Here is a 25,038-nt window from a genome sequence, read left to right on the forward strand (position 1 = left end):
GGCCTACCGGTGGATGCAGTCCACCAAGTGAGTCTCGTCGCCCTCGAAGGGTTCGAGTCCCATGTCCGCCGTCTCACACTCCGCCGTCGCGTCCGGACATCGCGGTGCGAACGGACAGCCCGTCTCGTCGACGTCTATCGGGTCGGGCATGCTCCCTTCGAGCACCATGCGGTCCCGGTCGACGGACGGGTCGGGAATCGGATTCGCCGACAGTAACGCCTGCGTGTAGGGATGCTGTGGGTTCTCGAAGATGTCGTCTACGTCGCCGTATTCGACGATGCGTCCGAGATACATCACCCCGATGGTGTCGCTGATCTTGCGGGCGATGCCGAGGTTATGGGTGACGTAGATGAGACCGAGACCGAACTCCTCCTGCAGGTCCATCAGGCGGTTCAGAATCTGCGCCTGTACGGAGACGTCGAGTCCGGACACCGGTTCGTCGGCCACGAGGAGCGACGGCTCGACGGCCAACGCCCGCGCGATGGCGATGCGCTGTTTCTGCCCGCCGCTGAAGGCCGACGGCTCCTGATACTTATCGCCGGGCGAGATACCGACACGGTCGAGCAGTTCGTCGACGCGTGCGTCCACCTCGCTGTCGGGGACGATGTCGTGGAACCGAATCGCCTCCGCGATAGCCTCACCGACGGACATCTTGGGGTTGAGCGTGTCCTGCTGGTCTTGGTAGATAAGCTGTGCCTCGCTACGGAGCTCCCGCTTCGAGTACATCTCGATTTCTTGGCCCTTGAACCGGACCTTCCCCGCAGTGGGATGCTGGTGTCGGAGAGCCGAGAGGACCGCGGTACTCTTGCCACACCCCGACTCGCCGACGAGGGTGAACGCTTCCCCCTCGTCGACGCTGAAGTCGATGCCATCGACGGCTTTCAGTTTCCGCGTCTCGCCGAGCAGCCCGCTCAGGAAGCCGGAATCGACGGTAAAGTGCTTCTCCAGCCCGTCAACGTCCAGCAGGGTCATCGGTCGCCCTCCCGGTCGGTCGGCTGACCGCCGTCAGTCTGCGAATCGGCGAGGGGTGCGCTCGGTTCGGGCGCGCTTGGCGATGCCGAGCGGGTCGGATTCCCCTCGTGGAGGAAGCATTTCGACACCCATCCGTCTTCGTCGCCCACCTCGTAGTACGGCGGCCGCTCGTTTCGGCAGACCTCCATAGCGTCCGGACACCGCTCCTGAAAGACGCAACCGCTCGGCAGGTTCTGCAGGTCCGGCGGCGACCCCTCGATGGTGTCGAACCGGGGTGCGGTGTCCAGATGGCTGGGGACGGTGCGAAGCAACGCCTCCGTGTACGGATGTTTCGGGTCGGCGAAGACGGATTCGACGGTGCCGTACTCGACGATGTTGCCCGCGTACATGACGCCCATGGTGTCGCAGGTTTCGGCCACGACACCCATGTCGTGTGTCACCCACAGCATCGACAGGCCGAGGTCGGACTGCAGTTCCGTCAGCAGGTCGATGATCTGGGCTTGGATGGTCACGTCGAGCGCCGACGTGGGTTCGTCCGCGAGGACGAGTTCGGGTTCGCAGGCCAGCGCCATCGCGATGCAGACGCGCTGAGCCATCCCGCCGCTGAACTCGTGGGGGTACGACTCCGCGCGTTCCTCGGGCGACGGGATTCCGAGACGACCCAGCAGGTCGTACACCCGTTCCCAGCGCTCGTCGCTGTCGAGATCGGTGTGTGCTTGCAACACGTCGGTAATCTGGTCGCCGACGGTGTAGGCCGGATTCAGGTGCGCGGTCGGCTCCTGAAAGATGAAGCTGATGTCGTTTCCGCGTAGTTCGCGGAGTTCGGCGTCCGACATCGTCGTCAGGTCACGGCCGCGGTACTCGATGCTGCCAGCAACGATTTCGCCGGGGTCCTCGACGAGTCCCATCACCGAGCGCAGGAGCGTCGATTTGCCGGATCCCGACTCGCCGACGATGCCGAGGACTTCGCCCTCGTGGAGCGTCAACGAGTTGTCGTCGACGGCTTTGACCGCCCCTTCGGCGGTCTTGAAGTGCGTACTGAGGCCGTCGACTTCGAGGAGCGGCGGCGTCATTCGACCACCTCGTCGTAGTCCCCGCCGTAGAGGAGAACTTCACGCAGCCCCATACCGAGGAGATTGAACCCCAACACGGCGATGGCAATGGCGATAGTCGGGAAGACGATTGGCCACGGCGTTACGAGGATGTACTCCTGTGCGGCGTTGGCCATCGCTCCCCACGACGGTTTCGGTGGCTGGATGCCGAGGCCGAGGAAACTCAGCGTCGCCACGTCGATGAGCGCGTACGCCACGTCAGTCGTCCCGAGGACGACAATTGGCGGGACGGCATTCGGGAGGATGTGCTTCAGCATGACGCGCTTGCTGTCGTAGCCGAGGCCCTCGGCGGCCTGCACGTAGGTCTCTTCCCGAATCGACAGCGCGGACGACCGGACCGTCCGCGACATCATCGGGATGTAGACGATGCCGATGGCCAGCATCGCGTTCCAGATGTTGATGCCGAACGTGGTGACGATGACCATCGCTAGCAGGAGCGGTGGGATCGACACCAGCACGTCGAGTCCGCGCATCACCGTCTCGTCGACCCGACCCTTGTAGTAGCCGGCGATGAGGCCGAGACTCACCCCGATGAGCGTTTCGAGGGTGACGACCACCAGCGCGATGGCGAGGGCGTACCGCGTCCCGAAGATGATTCGAGAGAGGATGTCCCGCCCGGTGTTGTCCGTTCCCAGCGGGTGGTCTGCGCTGGGGGGTGCGAGAGTGCTGTCGAGGTCCTGTGCGCTCGGATCGTACGGCGCGAGGAACGGGGCGAAGATGGCCACGAACACGAGCCCGAGGACTATCAGGAAGCCTGCGGTGGCCAGGTGGTTCGACCGGATGATACGCCAGCCTCTGGCGGCGCCGGCGAGGACACGCGAGCGTCCGGTCTTTCTGGACGCCGAGAAGTCCGCCGATTCCTGACTCATCGTCCAGCCTCCGTGAACTGCGAGTCGACTGTGGTGCTCCAGTGGCTCATGTCAGTTCTGCCCTCCGATGACGACCCGTGGGTCGATCTTGGTGTATAGTACGTCGACGACGATGTTCGAGACGACGAACACCACCGCCGTGATTATGGTCCCCGCCAACACGACGGGGGCGTCCTGTGCTTCGACGGCGTGAATAATCAAGCGGCCGAGTCCGCCCATTCCGAACACGTACTCGACCACCATCGAGTAGACGATGAGGAAGCCGATCCACAGCCCCGACACCGTCAGGACGGGTGCGAGAGCGTTGATTGCCGCGTGTTTGATGACGATTTTCCGCTTCGGCAGCCCCATCGCGGTACAGGTTTCCATGTAATCTTTCTCCAGTACGTCCCGCATTCCTGCGCGCATCATCCGGAACATGAGCGCGCCGATCATCGCTCCGAGCAGGAGCGAGGGAACGAAGATGTGACTGAGCCGCCCGACGACACCGGTTCCGGCGCCGCCGGAGGGCAACACGTTCAGGTGGAACGAGAAGACGAGAATCGCCAGCACGCCGCTGACGAACACCGGGACGCTGACGCCGACGATGGCGCCGACGGTCAGCACCAGGTCCAGCTTCGAGCCGTGTTTGTAGCCCGCGAGGATGCCCGTCGGGATGGACAGGATCGTCGCCAGCACCATACTCAGCCCGACGATCTGTGCCGTGATCGCCCAGCGGTCGGCGATGAGCGTCGCCACGGGGCGCTGCTGGGCGAACGAGTAGCCCAGATCACCGGTAAGGATGTCTTTCAGCCACAGTCCGTACTGCACGTACCACGGTTCGTTGAGGTTGTACTGCTCGATAACCGTGCGACGCATCTCCTCGGTGACGACGCCGCCGGACAGCAGTATGTCGGCCGGCGACCCCGGGGCGAGTTGCAACAGGGCGAAGACGAGGAACGTTACCGCCCAGACGATGAACACGCCGAACCCGAGGCGTTTGAGCAGGTATCCAACCGTTTGTCCCGATACCATTGTCAGTCCGCGATATACATGTCACGCAGGAACGTGCTGAAGTACGTGACGAACGCCGGAATCTGGCCCGCGTAACCCTCGAACTTCGTGTTGAACGCCTTCGTGGTGTCCGGGTGGAAGATCCAGACGCCGGGGGCTTCGTCGACGACGATTTGGTTGACCTGCTTGGCGTACTGGGCGCGCTGCTCGGTGTCGAGTGTCGTCTTGAACTGCTGGAGGAGTTGGTCCACCTTCTCGTTCTGGTAGCCGAACCAGTTGTTGCTCGGTGGGAGCTGTTCGGAGTCGAACAGCGGTCGGATGATCGCGTCCGGCGAGGGGAAGTCGGAAGCCCACAGCGTCATCTGCAGTCCGGGCCGTTTGCTGAAGTCCTCCTCGCCCCAGATGGTGTCGACGTACGTCGACTGCGACACCTTCTTGACGTTCACTTTGATACCGACTTCGCTGAGGTACTGCTGGATGGCGATGGCTGGCTTCTGGCGCACCGTGTCCTTCGGCGTCATCAGCGTCGTCTCGAACCGAGGACTCCCGGTGAAGCCGGCGTCGTCGAGCATCGACTTCGCCTTCTCCGGGTCGTACGGGAAGCCGTTGTACTCTAGATCCTCGGGCTTGACGTGCCCCATCATCCCTTCCGGGAGCATGCTGTAGGCGTGGGAGCCGTACTTGCCGACGGTGCTCTCGGTGATGGCCTTCGTGTCGATCGCGTAACTCGCCGCCCGTCGCACGTCGGTGTTGCTGAACGGCCCCTCCATGCAGTTGAACACGAGATGGCTCGTCTGGAAGGACGTCACCGTGTGGAGTTCGACGTTGTCGATCTGATCGAGGACCGACAGCTGGTCGATGGGAATGTCGTTCGTCCCGCCGTAGTTTCCGTTTTTCATCCCGGTGATACGCGAGGTTCCGTTGGGGACGATTTGGAACGTCGCCTCGTCGAGGTATGGGAGTTCGCCGTCCCAGTAGTCGTCGTGGCGGGTGATTCGCACGTAGTTTCCGCTCTTCCACTGGTCGAGTTTGAACGGTCCGGCACCGACGGGCTCCTGCGCGAGGTCCGTCCCTTTCTCATCGATTTGGGATTTCGGTGCGACGGACCACGCCGTCGTCGCCGGGACGTATTTGAAGGATGCGTCCGGCTCGGCCATGTTTACCCGGACGGTGTACTCGTCGACCTTCTCGAAGTTGTCGACGGCGCCGAACATCCACGCGAGCGGGGACTTCGCCTCGTCCCGGAGGGTGAGCTTCGCGCTCGCGATGACGTCGTCTGCGGTCATTTCGCTTCCGTCGTGGAAGGTCACACCTTCACGAAGTTCGTACACGTACGTCGTGTCGTCCGTGGCTTCCCAGCTCTTGGCGAGCGCCGGCTGAAGCTCCATATCCGGTTCGCTGTACTCGAGCAGGCTGTCCCAAATCTGTGTCGTGAGGTTGTTGGTGACTGTGTCGTAGGACTGCCAGTACGAGAGGTTCGTGGGCGACCCACCGAGCGCGAACGTCATGCTCCCGCCATGCTTGCCGTCCCCTGACCCGCCGTTTCCGGATTCGGAGCCACCGCTATCGCCGCCGGTACAACCGGCCAGTACCGACGTACCGGCTGCTACCGACATCGCTTTCAGAACTTGTCGCCGCCGCTGGGCTGATTCCTCGGGACCTTTGTCAGGCATTGTCATATTCCAACATCAATTGTCGAAATATATAGCTTGGGGTGGGGGATAAATTTCGCATACATGATTTGATATCACGATATACACAACCATCTTGAAGCCTTATCGGACATTAGTTAAAAATGATCGAACATAAAAGACGAATGTTGGAAAATTATTGATAGGAGAGAACTAGTCTTTCCTCTGTCAAATATTTAAATTTGTTGGCGGAATCGCCCTCTCCCTTCGGCCCCCTTCTTTATACCGGGGCAAAAATTTTTGTGCAATCGTTGTAATTTCCGGCTGTTATGAAGACGTTGGCTAGAGAAGAGTCGGGTGTCTTCGAATTCGGCAGGGACATGGAGCCGGCTCTTCACGTCGAGCAGGGAGAATCGTTCAAGATAGAAGTTTGGGATTCGTTCAAAGAGGAGTTGTTCGAACACGGCATGGGCGAGTTCGACGAGTCGGACGTGCCGACGATGAACACGCCGCCGCCGGGATTCGACGCCAATCCCGTGAGCGGGCCGGTGTACGTCGAGGGCGTCGAAGCCGGAGACACCCTCGCCGTCCACGTCGAGGAGATCGTGCCAGAACGGGGGTACACCACGACCCTCGAGGAGTCCGGCAACCTCGCCGGAAAGGAAGGGTGGGAAGACTGCAAGGTGAACCGCGCTCACGAAGTCACGCTCGAACCGGGACCCAGCGGGACGCCGGCCGACGGAACGGCACGGCTGGAACTCGACGGCCGCGAGTGGGAGTGGGAGCTCAACCCCCACATCGGGACGATTGCGACGGCACCGGGACGAACGGTGCAGGACCCGCTCACCACGCAGGGGCCGTGGGGCGGTAATATGGACGTCCGTGACCTCTGTGAAGGGAGTACCGTCTGTCTCAGCACGTTCACCGACGGCGGCCAACTGTTCGTCGGCGACGTCCACGCATCACAGAGCGACTCTGAGTACACCGGCTTCGCCGTCGAGACGCGAGCCGAGGTGACGCTGCGCGTGGAAGTCGTCGACCACGAGGTCCCTGGCGTCTTCCGTATCGAGAACGACGACTCGATCATCCACGTCGACTCCGCGAGAAACGCCAGCGACCCGCGGTTCGCCCTCGACAACTGTTTCGAAGCCATGATGAACGAACTGATAGACGAACACGGGTTCAGCGAGCGGGAGGCGTACATCCAGATGAGCGTCAATCCGAACGTCACCGTCCGGACCTACCAGTTCGTCCAGCCAGGCTACTTCACGTTCGGCGTCAAACTGGACAAGGAACTGCTGGAGCAAGTGTCCGAGTAGTTCGGACGGCGACAATCCTTCGGCCGACGCTCATTCGGACAGTTGCGGATACGACTGCGCGCCGCCCGTGGAGTTGCGACCAACCAGCGTCGCGACGGCCTGCGTCCGCCCCTCGTCGTCGAGTCGCGTCCGCTCCTCGTAGTGGAGGATCGTCAGACCGAGACAGGCGTGGAGCAGGTGGTTCGACGGGTAGCGGTAGCGGTCGCTCGACGGGCCGATGTCGATGTCGTCGCTCGACCGGAGGTGATGCTCGTAGACGAGGACGCCGTCGGGTGCCAGTGCTGCCGTGATGTCGGGGATTCGATCCAGCGCGGCGAAGAAACTCACCGTGATCACGTCGTACGCGTCGCGTTCGAACTCGAAGTCGTCGATGTCGGACCGAATCCAGTTCACGTCGACGCCCTCGCGGTCGGCCGCCTGTGCGGCCCGGTCGATGGCCTCGTCGGACACGTCGACGGCGTCCACGTCGTAGCCCTCCCCGGCCAGAAAGCGCGCGTTCCGGCCGGTGCCCGTGGCCACGTCGAGTGCCCGGCCCGTCGGCAGGGTGTCGATCCGCCGCCGGAGTTCGGGGATTGGGTCGTCCGGTAACTCGAACTCCTCGTCGGTGCTGTACTTCTCGTTCCAGCGTTCGCGGTCGTCGGTCACGAACGGACGAAGGGTCGCCGTCGGGTTAATACTGACAGCTGTAAGTCGGGTGACTCCGCCGATATCGACACACCCATTCCCGTCGGCGGAAAACGGGCAGGTGTGTCCCTCCATCGGTACCGCAATGCCGGGCTGTTCGTCCTCCTCGGGGTCCTTTTCGGCAGTTCGTTCGTGGCGATCAAGGCCGGACTCGACGCCCTGCCGCCGGTCTTCTTCGCAGCCCTCCGGTTCGACGTGGCGGCGCCCATCCTCCTCGTCTACGCGGCGTGGCGCCACGACGACTGGATTCCGCGGCACCGTGCCGACGTGGCCGGCCTCGTCGTCGGCGCCGTGACCATCGTCGCCGCCAACAACGGCCTCCTCTTTCTCGGCCAGCGGACGATCACGCCCGCCGCCGCGTCCGTGATGTACGGGCTCAACCCCATCCTCTCGCCGGCCTTCGCCTTCCTGTTGCTCGGTCAGCGCCTCGACGTGCGGGGTATCGTGGGCATCCTCCTCGGTCTCGTCGGCGTCGTCATCATCGTCCAGCCGTCACCCGAGACGATCACGTCCGGGTCGACCATCGGGCAGTTGTACGTCCTCGCCGCGGCGGCGGTCATCGCCGTCGGGAGTGTCCTCATGCGGCGAATCGACGCCACCATCGAAAGCATCCCGCTGACCGCGTGGGCGATGGCGCTCGGCGCCCTCCTCCTCCACACTTGGAGCCTCGCCATCGGCGAGAGCGCGGCCGGGACGGCGGTCACCCCCACGGTCGCACTTGCGGTCCTCGCCGTCGCCATCCCCTCCACCGCGGCCGCCTACCCCATCTACTTCACGCTCATCCGTCGGATCGGTCCCGTCCGCACGAACCTCGTCGCCTACGTCGTCCCCATCGTCGCCGCGCTCACGGGGTGGCTCCTTCTCGACGAACCGGTGACGCTCGCTACCGCCGCGGGCTTCTGTGTCGTCGTCGCCGGTGTCGCGCTCCTCGAACGCCGCATCGTCGCCACCGAACTGGCGCGATTCACGGGGTGACGAATCGAGCGCGACGGAGACGGCCGGATCTGGACTATTTTCCGGCACAAAATTGATAGAAGGATTTAATTTGTTCGATGACATATTATGGGTCGCTCGGAGTGGTATCGAGACCGATTCGTCTCCATCGATGCCGGCACGCAGAGCCGTTTCGTTTTCTCGTATCCGAGCAGCGTGCGACATGCCACCCTACGACCCCTCGCGTGGAACGGCCACGTCGGGGTGTCGTACGTCGACGCCGCGAAATCTGCTACATTCAACATTGTTTTTAATGATATACACGTGCTAGACACCGGGCCCCGTCACTCCGGAAGCGCGCCCCGCTTTTCGGGATCCCCGCCGACAACAGGTCTCTGCCGCGGGAGTCGGCGAGTCAGGGGGGCTCATCTCCCCTTTCGCGGCATCACTTCGGCCTGTCTTTCCCAGTGGTGGCTCTTTCGACGGCGAGAGCCGGTTCAAACATGGCGTTCGCTACTCGTGGGAGTTCACAGCAGAACGGCGGTTCAAATCCCGCCGTAGCTTCCGCTGCTCACGTTGTTCGCAGCAGAAAGCCGGTGGAGGGCTACCAAGAATTTCTCATCCAGCCCAGGGATAAAGGGAGGTGTCGGTGCGTGACGTGGTGCGATTCGTGCGGCTCAAAGAGCGACGAGTGCTACCGCTGTAGCGAGTGCGGCCACGACCTCGCCGGGAAAGGCAGTGCGCCCGGCCGCGGGCAAGGAGGTGACCGATGAGCGACGCCGAGTCCGCCGACGAGTCGACTATCCAGACCGGTGCCGCTGAACGCGCGGACCGCGCCGCTGACGTAACCGAGGTCAACTGGCACGACGTATGGGCCATCGCGAAGGCTGCGCCAGGCGAGCCGCTCTCGCCGACGCAGGCGTCGCTGTGTGTCCAAGTGAGCGACCAGTGCCCGCCCGAGACTGACGAGCCCGCACGCGAGTATCTCGGGCGCGCAGTCGAGAAGGGCCAGCTGAAGCCAGTCTCGAGTGTCGGTGGGGCCGACCTGTTCGTCACGGGGGAGAGTGCATGAGCGCCGACAACGTGCTCACCGAGGACGACCGGCAGCTCTTGGACCACATCGACGGCCAGATCGACGACGCCGATGACGCCACGGAGTTCGAGGAGATCGCTCGGGAGCTACGGGATACATTCGCCCGCCATCGCGCCGAGTTCCGCCAGTTCCAACACGAAGTGACCGACCGCCTTGAACGCCTCGAGGACGGTGTCGAGCGCGACACGGCCGAGGAGGACGTGCCCGTCATCGACCGCTACGCGCGGATGAGCGAAGCAGAACGCGAGGACGTACTCTCGACGGCTGAGCACATCGCGGTAACGCTACACGACAACTGGCGCGACATCGCGTGGAAGCTCGGGGACGCAAACAACCGCAAGGTCGGCGTCGACACGAAGACGAAGGCGAACGCGAAGTACAACCCGTCGCGGCTCAAGCACCGGCTGAAACAACACATGGATCGCGACCTGCAGTCCACGGAGATCTACCGCGGGCTGCAACGGCTCGCGAAGCTCAGCGGCGGCGAGGAACACGTCGACGCAGAGACCAGCCGCGTCCAGATCGCCGGCGGCCGCTACGAGTACCGCGAGCGCCGCACCGCGGACAACAAAGAGACGCGCCGTGTCCTCTGGAGGCGCACAGAATGACGCAAACCCTCTTACACTGTTGTAAGCGATGTACCCCGAAACCGTGTAAGAGAATTCGCGGTTTCGCCGGGAGGGACGGCAAACCGCCACCTCCGACGTATTCCCGGAAATAATTAGAGAAACGGTTGTTGATGCGCAAGGCGCATCAACGCTTACACTCTCTCTTTTCGTTAGTGTTGGCGCCGCGCCGCTTGTTTGCCAGAAGGAGGGAACGTGACTGACGGCGCGCCGGCTGAAAGTGCTTACAACAGTGTAAGAGAGTTTGAGTAGGGTCGACGACATCTGCGGTCTCCTTGAGGAGACCACCGACTACGTGGCTCGTGCAGCTGATCGCCGTGCCGACGTAACTGGTCTCGTCGCGTCCGACTCGATTCCATCGACGATCTCGGCTGATGGTTCTCTCAAACTACTTCCGGTCACAGACACAATGTATGCATATGAGCACGTCAATTCATGTCTCTGATGAGACAAAAGAGAAATTGGCGAGGCTGAAGCGTGAAGATGAGAGTTGGGACGAGTTTCTCGACCGACTAGCGAACGAGGGATCTGGGATGAAGGCCGGCGTCTGGAACGGTACCGACAAAGCCGAAAAGGCGCACGAGGCAATCAAGCGGTCTCGTGGAAATCGTTGAGTTCGTCGATAAACGATCGGCCTTAGTTACGTCCAGCATCTGTATTTACGAAGTTCTCGGCCGGTGAGATGGATCTCATCGGTGCACGTGAAAATGCCTCCGACGCTGACTTCGAGACAGAAGGCCTCAGAAAATTACTCTCTGTCCGAAAATTCGGTCCGTAGGAGTCCCTCAGAGTCTGGTGTCTGTGCGTGGCAGATCGCATGGCTACTTGCAACCAGTCCAATTTTACGAACGAGGAAGTGATCCGAGCAGTCCGAACTTAGCGCTATGAGATTGATTCTATCCCACCCCCGTCGAAAGAGGAGAGTGCTTAGGTGAGACGTCGAAGCAGGAGCAGTGCGATCAACGCCAGTGCGATGATTCCGACGAGGTAACGGGGGTCCTGCGTGAGTTCGTCCAATCTCGTGTTCCGTACCTGGTTTTCGACCGCCGGCCCATCCGAAGACGAGTCCATCGAGGCGGCTTCGTCGGATTGGTCGGTGCCGATGCTCCCGCTCTCTCCGTTACCGTCTCCGAGGACGGTCAGGCTCGTGGTTTCGGTCCCGACGGTGTAACTGTCGCCTCGCTCGTCGCCGAGCGCCGCCACCGTCAGGTCGAGACCGGTCGACCCCGTTCCGTCGGCCCTGAGCGTTACCCTGGCGATGGTCACGGTTCCGGTGTCCGCGGTATCCATCAGCGCCGCGACCATCGTCACCGACGAGCCGTCCGCCGCACGTTCCACTCGACTGGTTCTGTCCGACGGATTGCCCAGCAGTTCGACATCGGTGATGCTTGCTATACTCGGGTTCGTGAGCGCGACTGTGACATTGTACGCACCGACGCCGCTGTCGGCGTCGTTGACGACGACGTCGACCGTCGTGGTTTCGGAGACGCTGACGTCGTCGGCCGACGACAACCGCACTGTCGTGGCTCCTGCCGCACCGACCGTCGCGACAGCGACGACGAGCGTCACCAGGACGACGGCCGCGAGTCGCCGCCCGTGTACCGTCAGCAGGTCGCGAACTGTGTGTCCGTTCATGTATCGTGTGGTGGGTTCGTTCGGGGGTTCGAGCGCGAACGAGAGAGAAAGAGCGGAGCCGACCTAGTTGATCAGCTCGAAGAAGAGCGCCTGGACGTCGACGATGTTGACGCTGCCGTCGTTGTTGAAGTCGAACTTGTCCGGGTTGTTCTGGATCGCGTCGTCGTTCAGGTTGGCGAACATCGCCTGCACGTCGACGATGTTGAAGTTCCCGTCACCGTTGATGTCCTCGTACTGGGAGTCGCTATCGGGGTCGCTCACCGGGTTCACGAAGTTCCCGACGACGACTTCCGTGACGGTGAGCGACGCGCCGGTGGTGCCGGTGACGGCGTAGTTGTTGCCGTCCTCGTCACCGAGCGCGGCGACCGAGGTAGAGAGGTCGGCCGATCCGTCGTCCACTCCCTCGACAGTGATCGTCGCGACGGTCACGCTTCCGGTGTCGGCGGTGTTCATCAACGCGGCGTCGATGGTGACCGACGAGCCGTCCGGAGCGATAGTAACCTGGGAGGTCTGTTCCGCCGGGTTGCCCTGCAACTCGACGTCGGTGATCTCCGCGACGCTCGCGTCGTCCAGCGAGACCGTCGCCGTGTACGCGCCGACGCCACCGTTCGCGTCGTCGACCACGAGGTCGAACGTGGTCGTCTGGTCGACGGTGATCTCGCTACTGCTCGGCTGGATGCTCACCGACGTCGACTTCGCGGTGACGTCGAGCGACGCCCCGCTGGTGCCGGCCACCGTGTAGCTGGTGCCCTGTTCGTTGCCGAGCGCCGAAACCGACGGCGTGAGACCGGTCGAGCCGGCGGCTCCGCCCTGCACCGTAATCGTCGCGATGGCCACGCTCCCGGTGTCGGCGGTGTTCATCAACGCGGCGTCGATGGTGACCGACGAGCCGTCCGGAGCGATGGCCACGTTCGTCGTCTGTCCGGCCGGACTTCCCTTCAGGTCGACGTCGCTGATCTGGGCGATACTCGCGTCGTCCAGCGAGACCGTCGCGGAGTACGCGCCGACGCCGCCGTTCGCGTCGTCGACCACGAGGTCGAACGTGGTCGTGCCGCCGACGAACGTCTGGCTACTCGCCGGCTGTATGCTCACCGACGTCTCCATGTCGGGCGAGGGTTCCGCCTCGGAGACGGTGACGGTCTGTGTGGCCGTCGCCGTCTCGCTGTCGTTGTCGGTGACGGTGAGTTCGACCGTGTAGGTGCCCGCGCTGTCGTAGGTGTGCGAGGGCGTGGCGCCGGTCGCGTTCGACCCGTCGCCGAAGTCCCACTCGTAGCTCGCGATCGAACCGTCGGGGTCGCTCGACGCCGAAGCGTCGAAGCTCACCGACTCGCCGGTCGTCGGATCGGACGGCGAGTAGGTGAACGACGCGCTCGGCGCCGCGTTGTCGGGCGCCGTCTGGACGGTTATCGTCGTGGTCGTGGTGTCGGTTATCTGGCCGCTCGTGTTCGGATCGATACCGGAGCCCTCGGTGGTGACCGTGTAGTCGCCGGCAGTCGCGTCGCTTGGCACCTCCACGTCGTAGGTCACCTCGTACGTGCCGTTGGTGAGCCAGATGACTTCGAGCACGTTCGCGGTTCCGGAGGTCGGGTTCGGTGCGCCCCCGTCCGCGTCGGTGATCGAGCCTTGCCAGCCCGTCGGGAGGAAGGCCTGCATCCCCTGTCCGTTGATGTCGGACCCGGAGATGGTCGTCGTAATCGTCACCGTGTCACCGGGTGCTGCCGTCGTCGTCGACGGCGAATTCGATACCGAGACGCTCTGTGCCGCGGCCGTCCCCACCGGCGCGTAGCCGAACGCCGAGAGGACGACCGTCAGCGCGACGAGCGTCACAACCGTTTGTCTGATTCTAGTCTGAGTCGTTGTCATCGATGGTCTCTGTTGGTGTCGTGTTTCGTGTCGTTGGTCGTCTGGCTGTGCAGTCCACGTCGGAACGGTCCTCGGGTCGGTCACTCGCCCCCGCTCCCACCGAAACGACTGGCTCGTCACCGGGACGACCGGGCGTCACCGGACGAAGCCGAAGTGTATCGAACGGAACCGTATCCGGGCCGTCATCGGCCGTTCCGCGTCCCCCGACTGCGCCACTACTGGCGACGTGGGCGACCGACTGAATCGCCCGCGAACCGGCGACGGTGGGGACTGAGGTGGTCATGGCGCTGTGCTGTGGCCGATGCTCAGCTACTCCCCTCCGATTCGACGATTTCGATGGCGTTGACCTGCGGATTCTCGACCGTTCCCTGGTCGAAGGTCACCGTGATGTTCCCGTCCCCGTCGTCGGTAACGGTGAAGTTCTTCATCGTTCCCGTCTGATGGCCGACGTCGGCGACCGGGTCGTAGTTGGTCAGCACCTGCGTCCCCTCGATGGAGACGTTGAACTGCCGGTCGCCGGGGTCGCTGGTCCCAGAGAACTGGTTCCCGAGGTAGAGTCGCACCTTGACCTCCTGACCGCTGGTCACCGAGAATTCCCAGGTAGAGTTCCCGTAGCGCTCGCAGTCGTAGACCGCGTCGGGCGTCGACGAGGGAACGTCGGCAGTCGTCGACGTGATGGAGCCGTCGCAGTAGTTACCCGAGGACGACGGCGCGACCGAGACAAGGTACGGCGAACTCGTATCCGTCACGCCGGTCCAGTCGGGACCGTCGTCGATGGCAGAGAGCGCCGTACTCTCGCCCGCGTTCACGCGGTGCAGCACCTGCGCCTCCGTCGTCGCGCTCGAATTGTAGTCGAGGACGACCGTGTTCGAGGTTTCCCCAGTGTTCCCATCGCCGTCCTCGGCGGCGGCGACGAAGTAGTTCAGGTTCGACTCGGAGAGCGTCACCGACGTGGTTGCCTGGCCGTTCGAGTCGAGCGTGACGCTCTGGTAGCTCACCGCCTCGGCAGTGTCCGCCTCGAAGTCGTCGAGGTCGTAGCCGACGGACGGGGGTTCGCTGGCCTCGACGTGGATGAGCTGGACTGTCGCGTCCGCCGGCCCGCTGAGGGTCAGCGTCTGTGACGCCGACCCGACGGTCGCCGCCTCATGGGCGGGGAAGTCCGTCGACTGGAGGCCCACGCCGTCGACGCCGAGCGTCGGCGCGGCGGAGATAGTCGTGTCCCCGGTCGCCTGTGCGCCGCCGGCGCTCCCGTCGCCGAACAGGTCCGTCGCCTGGGTCGAGCCGTCGGCGTAGCCGAACGTGACGGCACTGCCGGAGAGTTCGAGACCGGAGACCGACCCCGCATCGCCTGTCGTGGACGCGCCCTTGATCGCCGTCGGGTCGATGTCGACCGAGAACGTGACCGTCTCGCCGGATTCGAAGTCGTCGAACTCGACGGCCATCGCGTCGTAGCCATCGGAGTCGTTCACGCCGTTGTGGGGCTGGCTGAACACGTCGCCGTCGGCCGTGCTGACGACGCCCGCGCCGTCGCCTGACTCGCTGTCGATCACGAGCCCCTTCGCCGTGGTGTCACCCGCTGTTCCCTCGGGATCGAACACCGCGTCCGGGATCAGGCTCTCGCTCAGGTCGATCGTCACCGACGAGAGCTGTTGGTCGCCGGTGTTCGTCACCTCGAAGGAGCCGCTGCCGAAGGTACTCGCGCCGAGTCCGCCGTTCTCGGTAACGGCGATCTCGGCGGATTTGGCGCCGCTACCGCCGCCACCGTTGCCGTCGAGTTGTTCGACCTTGATGGCGCTGATCTTGGCGTTGTCGTTGACGACGCTGAAGTCGACGTTCAGCGTGCCGTCGGTCACCTCGACCGTGTAAGTCTTCTCCGTCGCGGTGGCCGGACCGACCTCGGAGAAGATGTCGTACGACGTGACGACCGTCTGGCCCTCGATCGACGCGTCGAACAGCCGGTCGTTCTCGTTGGTGCCGTCGGACGGACCGGAGGAGTCCGGCGAGTCCGCCGATGCGACACCCTGGTAGATTTCGGCGAACTGCAGGGTGACCTCGTAGGTGCCGTTGTCAACCGGGATGTCGTAGCTGAACGAACCGCCGTAGCGTTCGGTCTGGTACAGCGTGTCGTCGTCCGTGCCGGCGACCTCACCGCTGAAGCTGTAGGTGCTTCCGGTGTCGAAGTTCGTGTCGGCCTGGTAGGTGGTGCCGTCACCGGCGGTGTACTGCGATCCACCGGCGTTGGTCGCGAACACGACCGTGCCGTTCTGGTCGGGTTCGTCGACGTACACCGCGAACTCTTCGGTGGCCGTCGCCGTGCCGTCGCTGGCCGTGACCGTCACCGTGTGCGTGCCGATAGTGCCGGATCCGGGCGCGAGGCTGACGGTGCCGCTGCCGTCACCGCCGTCCGTGATCGAGACGAAGCTCGGGCCGCTAACCGAGAGGCTCAGCGCGTCGCCGTCACCGTCGGACGCGTTCACCTCGACCGTCGTCGAGCCGCCCTCGGAGACCCCCTGGTCAGTGATGCTCTCGACCGTGGGCGCCGTGTTGTCGCCGCCGCCGCCCGCTTCGAGTTCCAGAACGACCACGTTCGAGGTGAGCCCCGCGTCCGCGTTCGGCTCGCCCTGAACCGCCGTGAAGTAGTTGAGGCCGGCGTTGTTGTCTCCGTCCGACGTGGTGTTCGTCAGCGTGACCGGGATGGTCGCCTCGCCGTTGGCGTCGAGCGTCGCCGTGTAGTACTCGACGTCCTCGGCGTCGTTGGCCTCGTAGGCCTCGATATCGTATCCCGGTTCGCCGTCACCGTCGGCGTCCGGGACGTTCGTGAGCGTCAGTTCGCCCTCCGCGCGGACGAGCGTAACCGTCTCGCCGGGCTGGCCGGTGACCGTAATGGTCTGGCTGGCCGACGTGACGGTCGCCGCGCTATGACGGGCGTCGAGGACGCCCGAATCGAGCGTGACGCCCTGAGCTCCGATGGTCGGCGCGGACGCCTCGTCCGCGGTGACGTTGGCGGTGGAGCCGCCAGCACTGCCGTCACCCATCAACTGCGTCGTCTGCGTTGTGCCGTCCTCGTAGGTAACCGTCACCGTCGAGCCGGCGAGTTCGAGCCCCGAGACGGGGCCGGCCTCCTGCGAGCCGACCGTCGCACCCTTGATGCTCGTCGGGTCGTTATCCGCCCAGAAGGTGGCCGTCTCGCCGGTGTTGAAGTCGCCGAACTCGACAGTCATCACGTCGTAGCCGTCCGAGTCGTTCACGCCGTTGTGCGGCTGCGAGAACGCGTCTCCCGTCCCCGGTTGAGTGAGGATGTTCGTACCGCCGTCGCTGACGATGTTGAGGCCCTCACCGGTCGGGTCGCCCGCTGTCCCCGCGGGGTCGAACACCATGTCCGGGTAGGACGCGCTACTCAGGTCGAACGACACCGCAGTGATGTTCTTCTCGTCGGTGTTCGTCACCTGATAGGAGCCCTGTCCGTAGGTCGTCGCTTCGAGCCCCGAGTCGGGCGTGATCTCGACGAGCGCCGACCCGGTTGCGCCGGTATCGCCGTCGCCAATGGTCGCGCCGGTCTGCCAGAGGTTGACGATCTGCTGGATCTTCTGGAAGTCGATGGTCTGCCCGCCCGTGTTGGGCACCTCGGTGCCGGTCTGCCACCAGTTGATGGCCGTCTGCACTTCGGCGAATTCGATCTGCGAGTCGTTGCCGGTCTCGTCCGCCTGCGCAACGGCCTCGTTGATCGTCACGTTACCGTCGCCGGCGTCGGTGTCCTGCACAGTCACGTTGACCGTGTCGGTGGACGTGTTCTGCCCGTCGGAGACGTCGACCTCGAACGTGTATGTCGTGTTACCGTTCACGTCCGGTGCGGTGAACGACACCTGCTCGGCGTCGAAGGTATCGAGGAGATCCGAGGGGGTGCCGGCCGTCTGTGTCCAGGTGTATCCGAGGTTGGCATCGTCGCCGTCCGGATCGGTGGACCCGCTGGCGTCGAGCGTGACCGTCGTTCCCTCGTCGACCGTCTGGTCCGCGCCCGCGTCGGCAACCGGTGGCTGGTTGTCCGGCGACGTGACGTACTCGACGTTCAGGTTCGTCCACGTCGCGTCGAAGGTCGACCCCGACTGGTAGGACGTCGAGATGACGCCGATGGCGAGGCCGGTGCCGTCGGACGAGTTCAGCCAGGACGCCGGAACGGCTCCGGTGCCGACCTCGCTCAACTGTCCTCCGTCGGTGGCGTACGCGGCGGTGACCGCAACCTCGTCCTGTCCGTTGTTCGGTGCCGGGTCAGTGGTCGGGTCGACCGTTAGCTGGAGGTCCGTGTTCGTGGCCGGGCCCGTGACGTTCGAATCGTCGGGTTGCGCGATATTCTGGAAGCTCCCGCCGGTCTCCTTGGCGAACTGGGTTCCGCCGGTGCCGCCGTTCGCGGAGACGATGAGCTTCGCGTAGTTGTCCTGGTCGCCGTTACCGATGTAGATCCCCATTCCCTGGTAGTTCGAAGGGTTCTCGGGGTAGCCGTTGACCGTCGTGGAGACCGTGAACGGCTCGTCCGGGGCGTCGACGCCGAACTGGAACGCGTACTGCTGGTCGTTGTTCACCGCGTCACCCGTCGGCACGTTCTCGACCGTCAGAACCTGCGCCGCGCCCCCGACCGTCATCTGGCCGGGGTCGTAGAGGTCCTGGTAGTCCGACCCGTTCGTCATCAGTCCCGTCCAGACCTGACTATTCGAGCCGAACAGGTTCGTCTCGGAGAACTCTCCCTGAACCGGGAGCGTCGTCGTCGTCCCGTCGTCCGGGTCGACGGCGAACGGGTCGGACGTGTCGGGCTGACCGTCGTTGTCGTCGTCCGGATCGTTGACGTTCGAGGTGCCGTCACCGTCGAAGTCGGCCGGCGTCGACGCGGCAGAACACGGGTCGGTGCCCGCGTCTATCTCGTCGGCGTTGTCGTAGCCGTCACCGTCCTCGTCCAGCGACGGGTCGTCGGCGCCGGAACACGTCTCGCCGGTGCCGCCGTCGTAGTCGTTCGGCTCGAACACCGTGATGTCGCCGCGAGCGGTCCAGACGGTCCCCGGGAAGGGCCCCTCGTCACCCTGTGCGGCGATGCCGAGCGCGCTCCCGGGCGTGAAGAAGTTGTTCTCCTGGTTCGTCACGCCCGTGCCGGTGGCGTTGAGTTCGACCCGCTCGACGTTGCTGCCGCCCTCGACGACCAGCAGGTCACCCTGCATCGCGCCGCCGAAGTTGGAGGCGGTGTACTCGTCGATGCCACCGGTCCACCCGAAGGTGTCGCCGATGGAGTTGTCCTCGGTGGGGTCCTGGTAGTCACACTCGATCGGATTCACCAGCGACGCGGGCACGGGGCTGTTCGACGAGTTGATGTCGAAGATGACGTTCCCGTTCTCGTCGTAGATGTCCGCGCCGGTCGGGTTGGCCCGGATGGGCGCGCCGTGTCCGCCGTAGCTTCCCTGCGTCGCGATGTGGAGTTGATCGCCGGTGCCGTAGCTCCCGTCCTCGTTGGGTGCGTTGGTACACACGCCCGAGGGCCCCTCGTTGACTGGCTGGCCGCCCCAGCCGCCGTTGGGGCCGTTGTCGATGACGTAGAGCTGGTCGTCCTCGGAGAGGATGAGGTCGTAGGGGTTCCGGTAGCCCGACGAGTACACCTGCACCGGGCCGTCGGCAATCCACTTGGCCTGGTTGATGCCGTCGTTCCCGCCGAACGGCAGGTCGTCGCCGTCCGTGGCGTCGTCGTTCTGGATCGTCGGGATGGCGTACAGGAAGTCGACGCTCGGGTAGTTGCTGTTGTAACTCTGGAGGTTCTTCTCCTGGTAGTTGTTGTCGATCTGTGCGAGGTCTATCGAGAGCGTCGCGCCCGAGAGCGCGTACTCCGGGGTGTGGCCGAAGTTATCGCCGGGGGCGCCCTTGTTGGTGTGGCCTCCTTGCGCGACGTACAACGTGTTCTCGTCGTCACTCAGGTCGAGGCCGTTCGTGGCGTGGTTCTCCTCGGAGCGCGGGAGGCCCAGCACCATCACCGTGTGGTCGACACTCGCCAGCGACCCGTCGCTGTTCCAGTCGAACGTCAACCGGGAGATAGCCCCCGAGTTCGTGTCGGTGTCGTCGTCGTCCGTCCCGACGTCGATGGTCGGGTCACTGGAGGAGACGTACACCACGGGTTGGGTGGCGGTCCCGCCGACCGTCAGCCCGGTCACTTGCCGGCTGGTTTCGCCAGCGACGTAGTTCCCGTTGTCGTCGTGGTTCGGGATATCCTTGATCGCGCCGATCTGCACCTGGTTGGTGACGCTGTAGGAGTTTTCGCCGTTCCGGGTGATGTTCAGCACGTAGATGTCGCCGTCCTGCTGGGCGACGTAGAGCCGGCCGTCGGGGCCGAACTCCAGTGCCGTGAGCGAGCCCTGTCCGAAGTTCTGCAGGTCGCTCGACCCGAAGCCGACCGGGGTGTCGCTCGTACCCTCGCCGGTCAGGTCGATCGTGAGCGGCGAGTTGGCGCCGCTGTGTGTAACTTCGAGCGTGGCCGCGTGTGCCTGCGCCTCGGTCGGCGAGTACGTCACCTGCAGATCGCTCGACTCACCGGGTGCGATCGTCGTGCTCCCGGAGAAGTTGTGCGAGAACTGTCCTGAATCCGTTCCCGTGATGGCGACATCACTGACGGTGATGTCCGGGTGCGAGGTGTTGCTCGCGTTCCCGAGGTTCGTCAGCGTCACCGTCTCGGTGGCGGTGTTGCCGGTGACGACGGTGCCAAAGTCCGCGCTCGACGGGGCACCGAGAGTGTCGGGTTCGGCTGACGTCGAGACGATTTCGATGGCGTTGATCTGCGGATTCTCGGTCACGTGACCGAAGTCGATGTCGATCGTTCCGTCGCTCGTGACGGTGAACGACTCCATCGCGGCCGTGTCGTCGCCGTAGGTCTCGACGATGTCGAAGTCGTCGAGGACGGTCTGGCCTTCGATGCTGACGTCGAAGACCCTATCACCGACGCTGTCGGTGCCACTGTATCCGTCGTAGAAGTACAGCCGCACCTCGACTTGCTGCCCGTCAGGCACGTCGAACTCGTACTGCATCTCCTCGCCGCCGCTCGGATCCCATCGCTCTGTCTCCCAGATTTGACTGGGTGTCCCGGCTGGGACCGAGCTGTGTATCGTACTCGGTTGGCCGTGGGAGGACGTCTGGTCCTCTCCGGCGACTTGGTAGTTCTGGAGCGTGTCCCACTGAGCACCGTCCACAGTGAAACTCCCGCCCGCGTTCGCGCGATACAATGGTGTCTCGGCGGCACTCGCGACATTGGTGCCGATGGCGACCGTGCCCGCGAACACTGATGTCACCATAAACACCGAAATAAGTACCGCTGTCAGTCGATTTCGATTGTCCGGCAAGTGCATTCACCTACTATGGGAAAGGACCACACACCCTCCGGACGTAGTTATTAGCTCAGTGATATGTGGTATCGATTCGGTGTGAATCGGAATCGTTTCGATACCGGCCAGTATCGGTTCGATATCCGGTTCCGCTCGCCCGGTATCGAACCAGTACGAGGACGAACCGGGCAGTATCGTTCGCGTATCGGCAGTTTTCCCATCAGTTCGTCTCTCGGCTCTACGTCACCCGATTAACAGCCACTTAGTGCCGTTCTGGTCGCTGGCGGCTGGCTCCAACACGGGACGAACCACGGCCTACTTCGTCAACACGTAGCCTACGGCGAGGAGGCTGAGACCGAACCCGACGCCCTGTACGAAGCCGACAGCTGGCACCAACGTCCGCACGGAGAACCAGCTGCCGAGAAACAGTCCGATTCCGAACGCGGACAAAGCCACGTACAGGACATTCGAGGTGCGAGACTGCTCGTCCGCCCCGTTCAGACGCTGCTGGATTTCGGATCCCTGGTCGGTGATTTCGATTCTATCCCATCCGTTCTCCGACCGAATCAGCCCCGCCCGTTCCATCAGCGGGAGGTGATTCTGGTAGAGGCCGGTGTATACGCTCTTACGCTGGTCGTAGGAGATTTCGCCGACCGACTGGTCGTTCTCCAGACTGGCGACCCGCTCCGCCAGCGTTCCGATGTCGATAGGCTCCTCCTGCTGGGTCAAGAGCTCGAGGACGAAGCGCCGTCGCTCGTTGCCGAGTACCTGATAGACGATGTCCGAGAGGGGCGAGTCCACCTCGGCACTCGCCCGTTCGGATCGAGTCATCGGTCGGGTCCCGGTCGGACGCATCCCGGCGACCACTCTGCGAATCGGCGAGCCGTCCGACTGCGCCCAGCGCTCGGCCACACGTCGAGTCGGCCGATTCGGCACCCGCTGTAGTGACCGGCGTCCGTGGATTCCCTTGGTTGATCCCCTGTCTCCCCAAACAGGCTCGACCGCCCCAATGGTCGTCCCAGCACCCCCCGTGATGGCACCTGATTCACGACGAGACTCTGCCACTGGCGAGTGTCGTCGTTCGTCGATATTGCCCCTTGTCGACCAATCATGCCAAATCATCAATATTTCTGAGGCCTGATTACCCTATCTACTACCCATCTCCGCATCGTCTGCAAATCGCTGCGTGAAACACGGTGTGCACACGGAGTGAGTGCGGGAGGCGGTGTTGCATACAGTGGTCTATTTGACAGAAATTGGTGATTACATCACACTGTGCACGTGACTATCTAGGTGATCGTTCGCGAGTTTTCCTACCAAGCTGTCATTTAATTGGACAATATTGATACCCTCGGAATGTGTGGGGGTTACACACATGGTTGACTCTCGGGAGTTAATGGAACTCGCTCTCACGCACGAGGGGGTTCTGAACTCTCTGCTCTCCGAACCGAAAACGAAACCTGAACTCGTAGCGGAATGTGATGTCTCACGAACGACAATCGACCGATGGGTCAATCAACTTCAGGCGACGATGCTCATGCACCGTCCGGGAAAGCGGTTCGAACTAACACTATTCGGACAAATATACGTATTGAAATTCAACCGCATTCGACAGCAGTTGTCTCACTTGGTCAAACTGCGCGAGCCGCTACAGCAGCTGTCGGACGAGATCGACATCGACCCCGAGGTGCTGGAAGGGGCGAACATTTCGTTCTACGAGGGATTGGCCCCAGAGCTCGCCGAGAAGCTGTTGACTCGCCCCGGCCGGGTTCGTCTGATCGCCCCGCGTATTACCTGTGTCTTCTCCGTCCTCTTCTTCCAAACCCCTGATCCGGACCTGGAATTCGAGATTCTCATTGCGGAAGAGGTGGCCTCTCAGCTCGACACCTACCTCACGAACCAACAACTGTCGTTGCTCTCGATAGCCTCCGTCCGCATCTACGAGATGTACGATTCATCCCCGTTCTGCCTCGCACTCGTCGAACGCGATGAAAGGCAAGTGGTGTACTTCATTTTCGAGGGATCACAGACCGGCGTGGGTGTCATCGAAAGCGGGGCCAAGGAAGCCCTCGCGTGGGGGGAAGAACTCTACGACGAATACCGCGACCGAGCCACCGAACACGAATGGCACTCTCCAAGCCAGCCGTTCGGAGCCCTTCCGAATCGGGAGCAGTGTATCATCCTCGTTGAATTGATGGCCGGAAACGTCCAACACGAAACCGACGTGATGCGGCGAGTAACTTCCGACGAGGCGGACAACTCGTGTCGTAGCGAGTCACTCTGTGCGTTGGACAAGGCGGATTACATCGAGTGGAACCGCGAAACGGGAGCCATTTCGACTGGGCCGAACTTCGACGACATTCGACCGATACTCGAGTTGATGATGAACAATCCCGAGAAATTCCCGTCAGATTGGTAGCGACGCGGACAGGGGCGAGCCCACCGAGATCCTCCAACACGTGCGAATCTCCGTTTCGATTCCCGAGGTAGATCCGCCACTGCTCGCTCCCATCCTCCGGTGCGAGCCCATGAATCCCGTAACTGGACTGTAGGTAGACCGTGTCAGGGGTAGACAACGGGAGCAGCGAGAACCGATCTGACGAAGTCCGGGCCCAGTGAGAAACCGGTCGGGAACGATCTCATCAAGTCGCTCGTGGAGATTCACTCGCCATCGGCCTCGATATCATTCAGTATCGACTCGATCCGATCGGTGAGGTCGACCGTCGTCGGCTGGGGATCCTTGGACAAGATGTGGTCGATGTGTCAAGCACGAGTACCCAGGGCAGCCAACGTCCCGGTTGCGGCGAGGATTGCCTCGCGATGCTCGGTGTCGTCGAGCGTCTCGGCGTGGCTGTTGATGACGTCGAGTTGGTTTCGGAGATTGTGGCGGAGGATTCGATTGAGGATCTCGAGTCGGGTGAGGAACTGTTGCAGATCGTAGTGCATCGTCGCAACCGACTCGTGCCCTATATTCAGCACGGTTTTGAGAAAATACCACCTACCAAGGATTCAACGACGCCGTTTATTCCGGAATCTCGTACCAGCAGAAGTCAGTCGCACCACACTCAGGACAGATTTCCGTCTCGGGAGTAACTGTCATTCCGCATTGACGGCATTCGACTGCAACGGTCGGCCCGGAATCACTGAGTAGTCGAGTAAGTACTGTCCGAATGCTCATCGTCGGGAATGGGGGTGCGAGTGAATTAGGTTTGGCGACGACACTCGTCACAGGTACTGTTCCACACAAAGTTTACACCAGACGATAGCGCTACAGCAAGTTGGAAGGGAACCTGTCACACGCTCTCTTCCTTCCCCTGATGACCGACGAGACTCCGAACCACGGGCGATGTCCGGAGTGTGATGAGGATATTTCTACCACACATATCTTGGTTGAATATGAGAAAGACGATGGGACGACTGGAATCTGGGCAGAGTGCCCGGTTTGCGATGATGTCGTAAGTCCGAGGTGAGTATTCAGGACGACGTTGCGACAGCAGAGTCAAGTGTTCTGCTCTATTATCCTGCCGAGAGGCTAATTAATGGAAATCTCTGAAGAACTCGAATGTCTGTTTTCAGCTTCGATTGCGGAACAGGACGGCTCGTATATCATCGATATCCCGGAACGAGAACTGCAACTGGGCGATCTCCAGCAGGGAAAAACGTACCGAGTGGCAATTGTCTCCTCTCCATCGAGAGATGAATCGGAGCCAACCGAACAAGCAGAGCCGGAGTCACAGCAAGAGCGCGAGCCGCCGGTACCACCTGTTGAGGAAGGAGAGACCCGGACAGTCGAGATTGAGGATATTGGCGACCAGGGCGACGGTCTCACTCGGGTTGAACGCGGCTTCGTCGTGATCATCCCGGATACCGAACAGGGGGAGCGAGTCAAGATTAAGATTACAGATGTGCGACAGAACGTTGCCTTCGCTGACGTAATCGAACGATTGAGCTACTACGAATAGTTC

The 25,038-nt window shown here is 62.7% G+C and carries 19 protein-coding genes; 8 read left to right on the forward strand and 11 right to left on the reverse strand.

The genetic code is table 11. From position 1 onward, the window contains the following. Nucleotides 1-3 precede the first annotated feature (3 nt). Genes DU502_RS07650 through DU502_RS07670 form a run of 5 tightly spaced genes read right to left on the reverse strand, consistent with a single transcriptional unit; the run spans nucleotide 4 to nucleotide 5,619 of the window. Nucleotides 4-972 carry an oligopeptide/dipeptide ABC transporter ATP-binding protein gene (locus tag DU502_RS07650; RefSeq protein WP_121918800.1) on the reverse strand — a complete coding sequence of 323 codons (969 nt, stop codon included), beginning with the start codon at nucleotides 970-972 and terminating at the stop codon, nucleotides 4-6. Next, nucleotides 969-2,045, reverse strand: a complete 1,077-nt coding sequence (locus tag DU502_RS07655) for an ABC transporter ATP-binding protein (protein WP_121918801.1) — start codon at nucleotides 2,043-2,045, stop codon at nucleotides 969-971. The genes DU502_RS07650 and DU502_RS07655 overlap by 4 nt, the downstream gene beginning before the upstream one ends. Further along, a complete protein-coding gene (locus DU502_RS07660) occupies nucleotides 2,042-2,953 on the reverse strand; it encodes an ABC transporter permease (protein WP_121918802.1) in 912 nt (303 codons plus the stop codon). The genes DU502_RS07655 and DU502_RS07660 overlap by 4 nt, the downstream gene beginning before the upstream one ends. Before the next feature lie 51 nt (nucleotides 2,954-3,004). Then, the gene (locus tag DU502_RS07665) at nucleotides 3,005-3,967 is read right to left on the reverse strand and encodes an ABC transporter permease (protein ID WP_121918803.1); all 963 of its coding nucleotides are present in this window, start codon (nucleotides 3,965-3,967) and stop codon (nucleotides 3,005-3,007) included. Between the two features lie 2 nt (nucleotides 3,968-3,969). Then, nucleotides 3,970-5,619 carry an ABC transporter substrate-binding protein gene (locus DU502_RS07670; protein ID WP_166033653.1) on the reverse strand — a complete coding sequence of 550 codons (1,650 nt, stop codon included), beginning with the start codon at nucleotides 5,617-5,619 and terminating at the stop codon, nucleotides 3,970-3,972. Between the two features lie 287 nt (nucleotides 5,620-5,906). On the opposite strand from DU502_RS07670, the gene DU502_RS07675 reads away from it, so the two are divergent. Beyond that, a complete protein-coding gene (locus DU502_RS07675; protein ID WP_121918805.1) occupies nucleotides 5,907-6,896 on the forward strand; it encodes an acetamidase/formamidase family protein in 990 nt (329 codons plus the stop codon). Nucleotides 6,897-6,926: 30 nt separating this feature from the next. Here the strand turns inward: DU502_RS07675 and DU502_RS07680 are convergent, their stop codons facing one another. Then, nucleotides 6,927-7,541 (reverse strand): class I SAM-dependent methyltransferase, encoded by a 615-nt coding sequence (locus DU502_RS07680; RefSeq protein ID WP_277872133.1) that lies wholly within the window; start codon nucleotides 7,539-7,541, stop codon nucleotides 6,927-6,929. A gap of 102 nt (nucleotides 7,542-7,643) precedes the next feature. On the opposite strand from DU502_RS07680, the gene DU502_RS07685 reads away from it, so the two are divergent. The 4 genes from DU502_RS07685 to DU502_RS07700 all read left to right on the forward strand — a co-directional run bounded on the left by DU502_RS07685 (nucleotide 7,644) and on the right by DU502_RS07700 (nucleotide 10,846). Continuing rightward, a complete protein-coding gene (locus tag DU502_RS07685) occupies nucleotides 7,644-8,555 on the forward strand; it encodes a DMT family transporter (protein ID WP_199722640.1) in 912 nt (303 codons plus the stop codon). A gap of 727 nt (nucleotides 8,556-9,282) precedes the next feature. Then, nucleotides 9,283-9,585 carry a hypothetical protein gene (locus DU502_RS07690; protein WP_121918808.1) on the forward strand — a complete coding sequence of 101 codons (303 nt, stop codon included), beginning with the start codon at nucleotides 9,283-9,285 and terminating at the stop codon, nucleotides 9,583-9,585. Next, nucleotides 9,582-10,214 carry a hypothetical protein gene (locus DU502_RS07695; RefSeq protein ID WP_121918809.1) on the forward strand — a complete coding sequence of 211 codons (633 nt, stop codon included), beginning with the start codon at nucleotides 9,582-9,584 and terminating at the stop codon, nucleotides 10,212-10,214. The genes DU502_RS07690 and DU502_RS07695 overlap by 4 nt, the downstream gene beginning before the upstream one ends. Before the next feature lie 437 nt (nucleotides 10,215-10,651). After that, nucleotides 10,652-10,846: a DUF7557 family protein gene (locus DU502_RS07700; RefSeq protein ID WP_121918810.1), complete on the forward strand. Its 195-nt coding sequence runs from the start codon at nucleotides 10,652-10,654 to the stop codon at nucleotides 10,844-10,846. Nucleotides 10,847-11,159: 313 nt separating this feature from the next. Here the strand turns inward: DU502_RS07700 and DU502_RS07705 are convergent, their stop codons facing one another. The 4 genes from DU502_RS07705 to DU502_RS07720 form a co-directional block, all read right to left on the reverse strand. Next, nucleotides 11,160-11,867 (reverse strand): hypothetical protein, encoded by a 708-nt coding sequence (locus tag DU502_RS07705; RefSeq protein ID WP_121918811.1) that lies wholly within the window; start codon nucleotides 11,865-11,867, stop codon nucleotides 11,160-11,162. 63 nt (nucleotides 11,868-11,930) lie between these two features. Then, nucleotides 11,931-13,730 carry a PKD domain-containing protein gene (locus DU502_RS07710; protein WP_158601107.1) on the reverse strand — a complete coding sequence of 600 codons (1,800 nt, stop codon included), beginning with the start codon at nucleotides 13,728-13,730 and terminating at the stop codon, nucleotides 11,931-11,933. 305 nt (nucleotides 13,731-14,035) lie between these two features. After that, nucleotides 14,036-21,097 carry a malectin domain-containing carbohydrate-binding protein gene (locus tag DU502_RS07715; protein WP_121918812.1) on the reverse strand — a complete coding sequence of 2,354 codons (7,062 nt, stop codon included), beginning with the start codon at nucleotides 21,095-21,097 and terminating at the stop codon, nucleotides 14,036-14,038. A gap of 291 nt (nucleotides 21,098-21,388) precedes the next feature. Then, complete coding sequence (locus DU502_RS07720; RefSeq protein WP_124897044.1) at nucleotides 21,389-21,904, reverse strand: DUF7344 domain-containing protein; 516 nt, start codon at nucleotides 21,902-21,904, stop codon at nucleotides 21,389-21,391. A 565-nt stretch (nucleotides 21,905-22,469) separates the two neighbouring features. On the opposite strand from DU502_RS07720, the gene DU502_RS07725 reads away from it, so the two are divergent. Then, on the forward strand, nucleotides 22,470-23,492 hold the full coding sequence (locus DU502_RS07725) for a helix-turn-helix transcriptional regulator (protein ID WP_124897045.1): 1,023 nt from the start codon (nucleotides 22,470-22,472) through the stop codon (nucleotides 23,490-23,492). Nucleotides 23,493-23,836: 344 nt separating this feature from the next. Here DU502_RS07725 and DU502_RS07730 read toward each other — a convergent pair whose 3' ends face one another. Then, nucleotides 23,837-24,019 (reverse strand): hypothetical protein, encoded by a 183-nt coding sequence (locus DU502_RS07730; protein ID WP_121918815.1) that lies wholly within the window; start codon nucleotides 24,017-24,019, stop codon nucleotides 23,837-23,839. Nucleotides 24,020-24,390: 371 nt separating this feature from the next. Here DU502_RS07730 and DU502_RS19180 point away from each other — a divergent pair, with 371 nt between their 5' ends. Together DU502_RS19180 and DU502_RS07735 are read left to right on the forward strand one after the other, a co-directional pair. Next, nucleotides 24,391-24,543, forward strand: a complete 153-nt coding sequence (locus tag DU502_RS19180; RefSeq protein WP_449271749.1) for a DUF7837 family putative zinc-binding protein — start codon at nucleotides 24,391-24,393, stop codon at nucleotides 24,541-24,543. A 69-nt stretch (nucleotides 24,544-24,612) separates the two neighbouring features. Then, nucleotides 24,613-25,035 carry a TRAM domain-containing protein gene (locus DU502_RS07735; protein WP_121918817.1) on the forward strand — a complete coding sequence of 141 codons (423 nt, stop codon included), beginning with the start codon at nucleotides 24,613-24,615 and terminating at the stop codon, nucleotides 25,033-25,035. Nucleotides 25,036-25,038 lie beyond the last annotated feature (3 nt).

The sequence above is a fragment of the Haloplanus aerogenes genome, from assembly GCF_003856835.1.
In the GTDB taxonomy this organism is placed as follows: domain Archaea; phylum Halobacteriota; class Halobacteria; order Halobacteriales; family Haloferacaceae; genus Haloplanus; species Haloplanus aerogenes.

Coding starts and splice junctions, on each gene's coding strand:
- DU502_RS07665 (WP_121918803.1), bottom strand. CDS start 3,967: ATGGTATCGGGACAAACGGTTGGATACCTGCTCAAACGCCTCGGGTTC.
- DU502_RS07670 (WP_166033653.1), bottom strand. CDS start 5,619: ATGCCTGACAAAGGTCCCGAGGAATCAGCCCAGCGGCGGCGACAAGTT.
- DU502_RS07690 (WP_121918808.1), top strand. CDS start 9,283: ATGAGCGACGCCGAGTCCGCCGACGAGTCGACTATCCAGACCGGTGCC.
- DU502_RS07715 (WP_121918812.1), bottom strand. CDS start 21,097: ATGCACTTGCCGGACAATCGAAATCGACTGACAGCGGTACTTATTTCG.
- DU502_RS07720 (WP_124897044.1), bottom strand. CDS start 21,904: ATGACTCGATCCGAACGGGCGAGTGCCGAGGTGGACTCGCCCCTCTCG.
- DU502_RS07655 (WP_121918801.1), bottom strand. CDS start 2,045: ATGACGCCGCCGCTCCTCGAAGTCGACGGCCTCAGTACGCACTTCAAG.
- DU502_RS07730 (WP_121918815.1), bottom strand. CDS start 24,019: ATGCACTACGATCTGCAACAGTTCCTCACCCGACTCGAGATCCTCAAT.
- DU502_RS07710 (WP_158601107.1), bottom strand. CDS start 13,730: ATGACAACGACTCAGACTAGAATCAGACAAACGGTTGTGACGCTCGTC.
- DU502_RS07700 (WP_121918810.1), top strand. CDS start 10,652: ATGAGCACGTCAATTCATGTCTCTGATGAGACAAAAGAGAAATTGGCG.
- DU502_RS07705 (WP_121918811.1), bottom strand. CDS start 11,867: ATGAACGGACACACAGTTCGCGACCTGCTGACGGTACACGGGCGGCGA.
- DU502_RS19180 (WP_449271749.1), top strand. CDS start 24,391: ATGACCGACGAGACTCCGAACCACGGGCGATGTCCGGAGTGTGATGAG.
- DU502_RS07735 (WP_121918817.1), top strand. CDS start 24,613: ATGGAAATCTCTGAAGAACTCGAATGTCTGTTTTCAGCTTCGATTGCG.
- DU502_RS07660 (WP_121918802.1), bottom strand. CDS start 2,953: ATGAGTCAGGAATCGGCGGACTTCTCGGCGTCCAGAAAGACCGGACGC.
- DU502_RS07650 (WP_121918800.1), bottom strand. CDS start 972: ATGACCCTGCTGGACGTTGACGGGCTGGAGAAGCACTTTACCGTCGAT.
- DU502_RS07725 (WP_124897045.1), top strand. CDS start 22,470: ATGGAACTCGCTCTCACGCACGAGGGGGTTCTGAACTCTCTGCTCTCC.
- DU502_RS07695 (WP_121918809.1), top strand. CDS start 9,582: ATGAGCGCCGACAACGTGCTCACCGAGGACGACCGGCAGCTCTTGGAC.
- DU502_RS07675 (WP_121918805.1), top strand. CDS start 5,907: ATGAAGACGTTGGCTAGAGAAGAGTCGGGTGTCTTCGAATTCGGCAGG.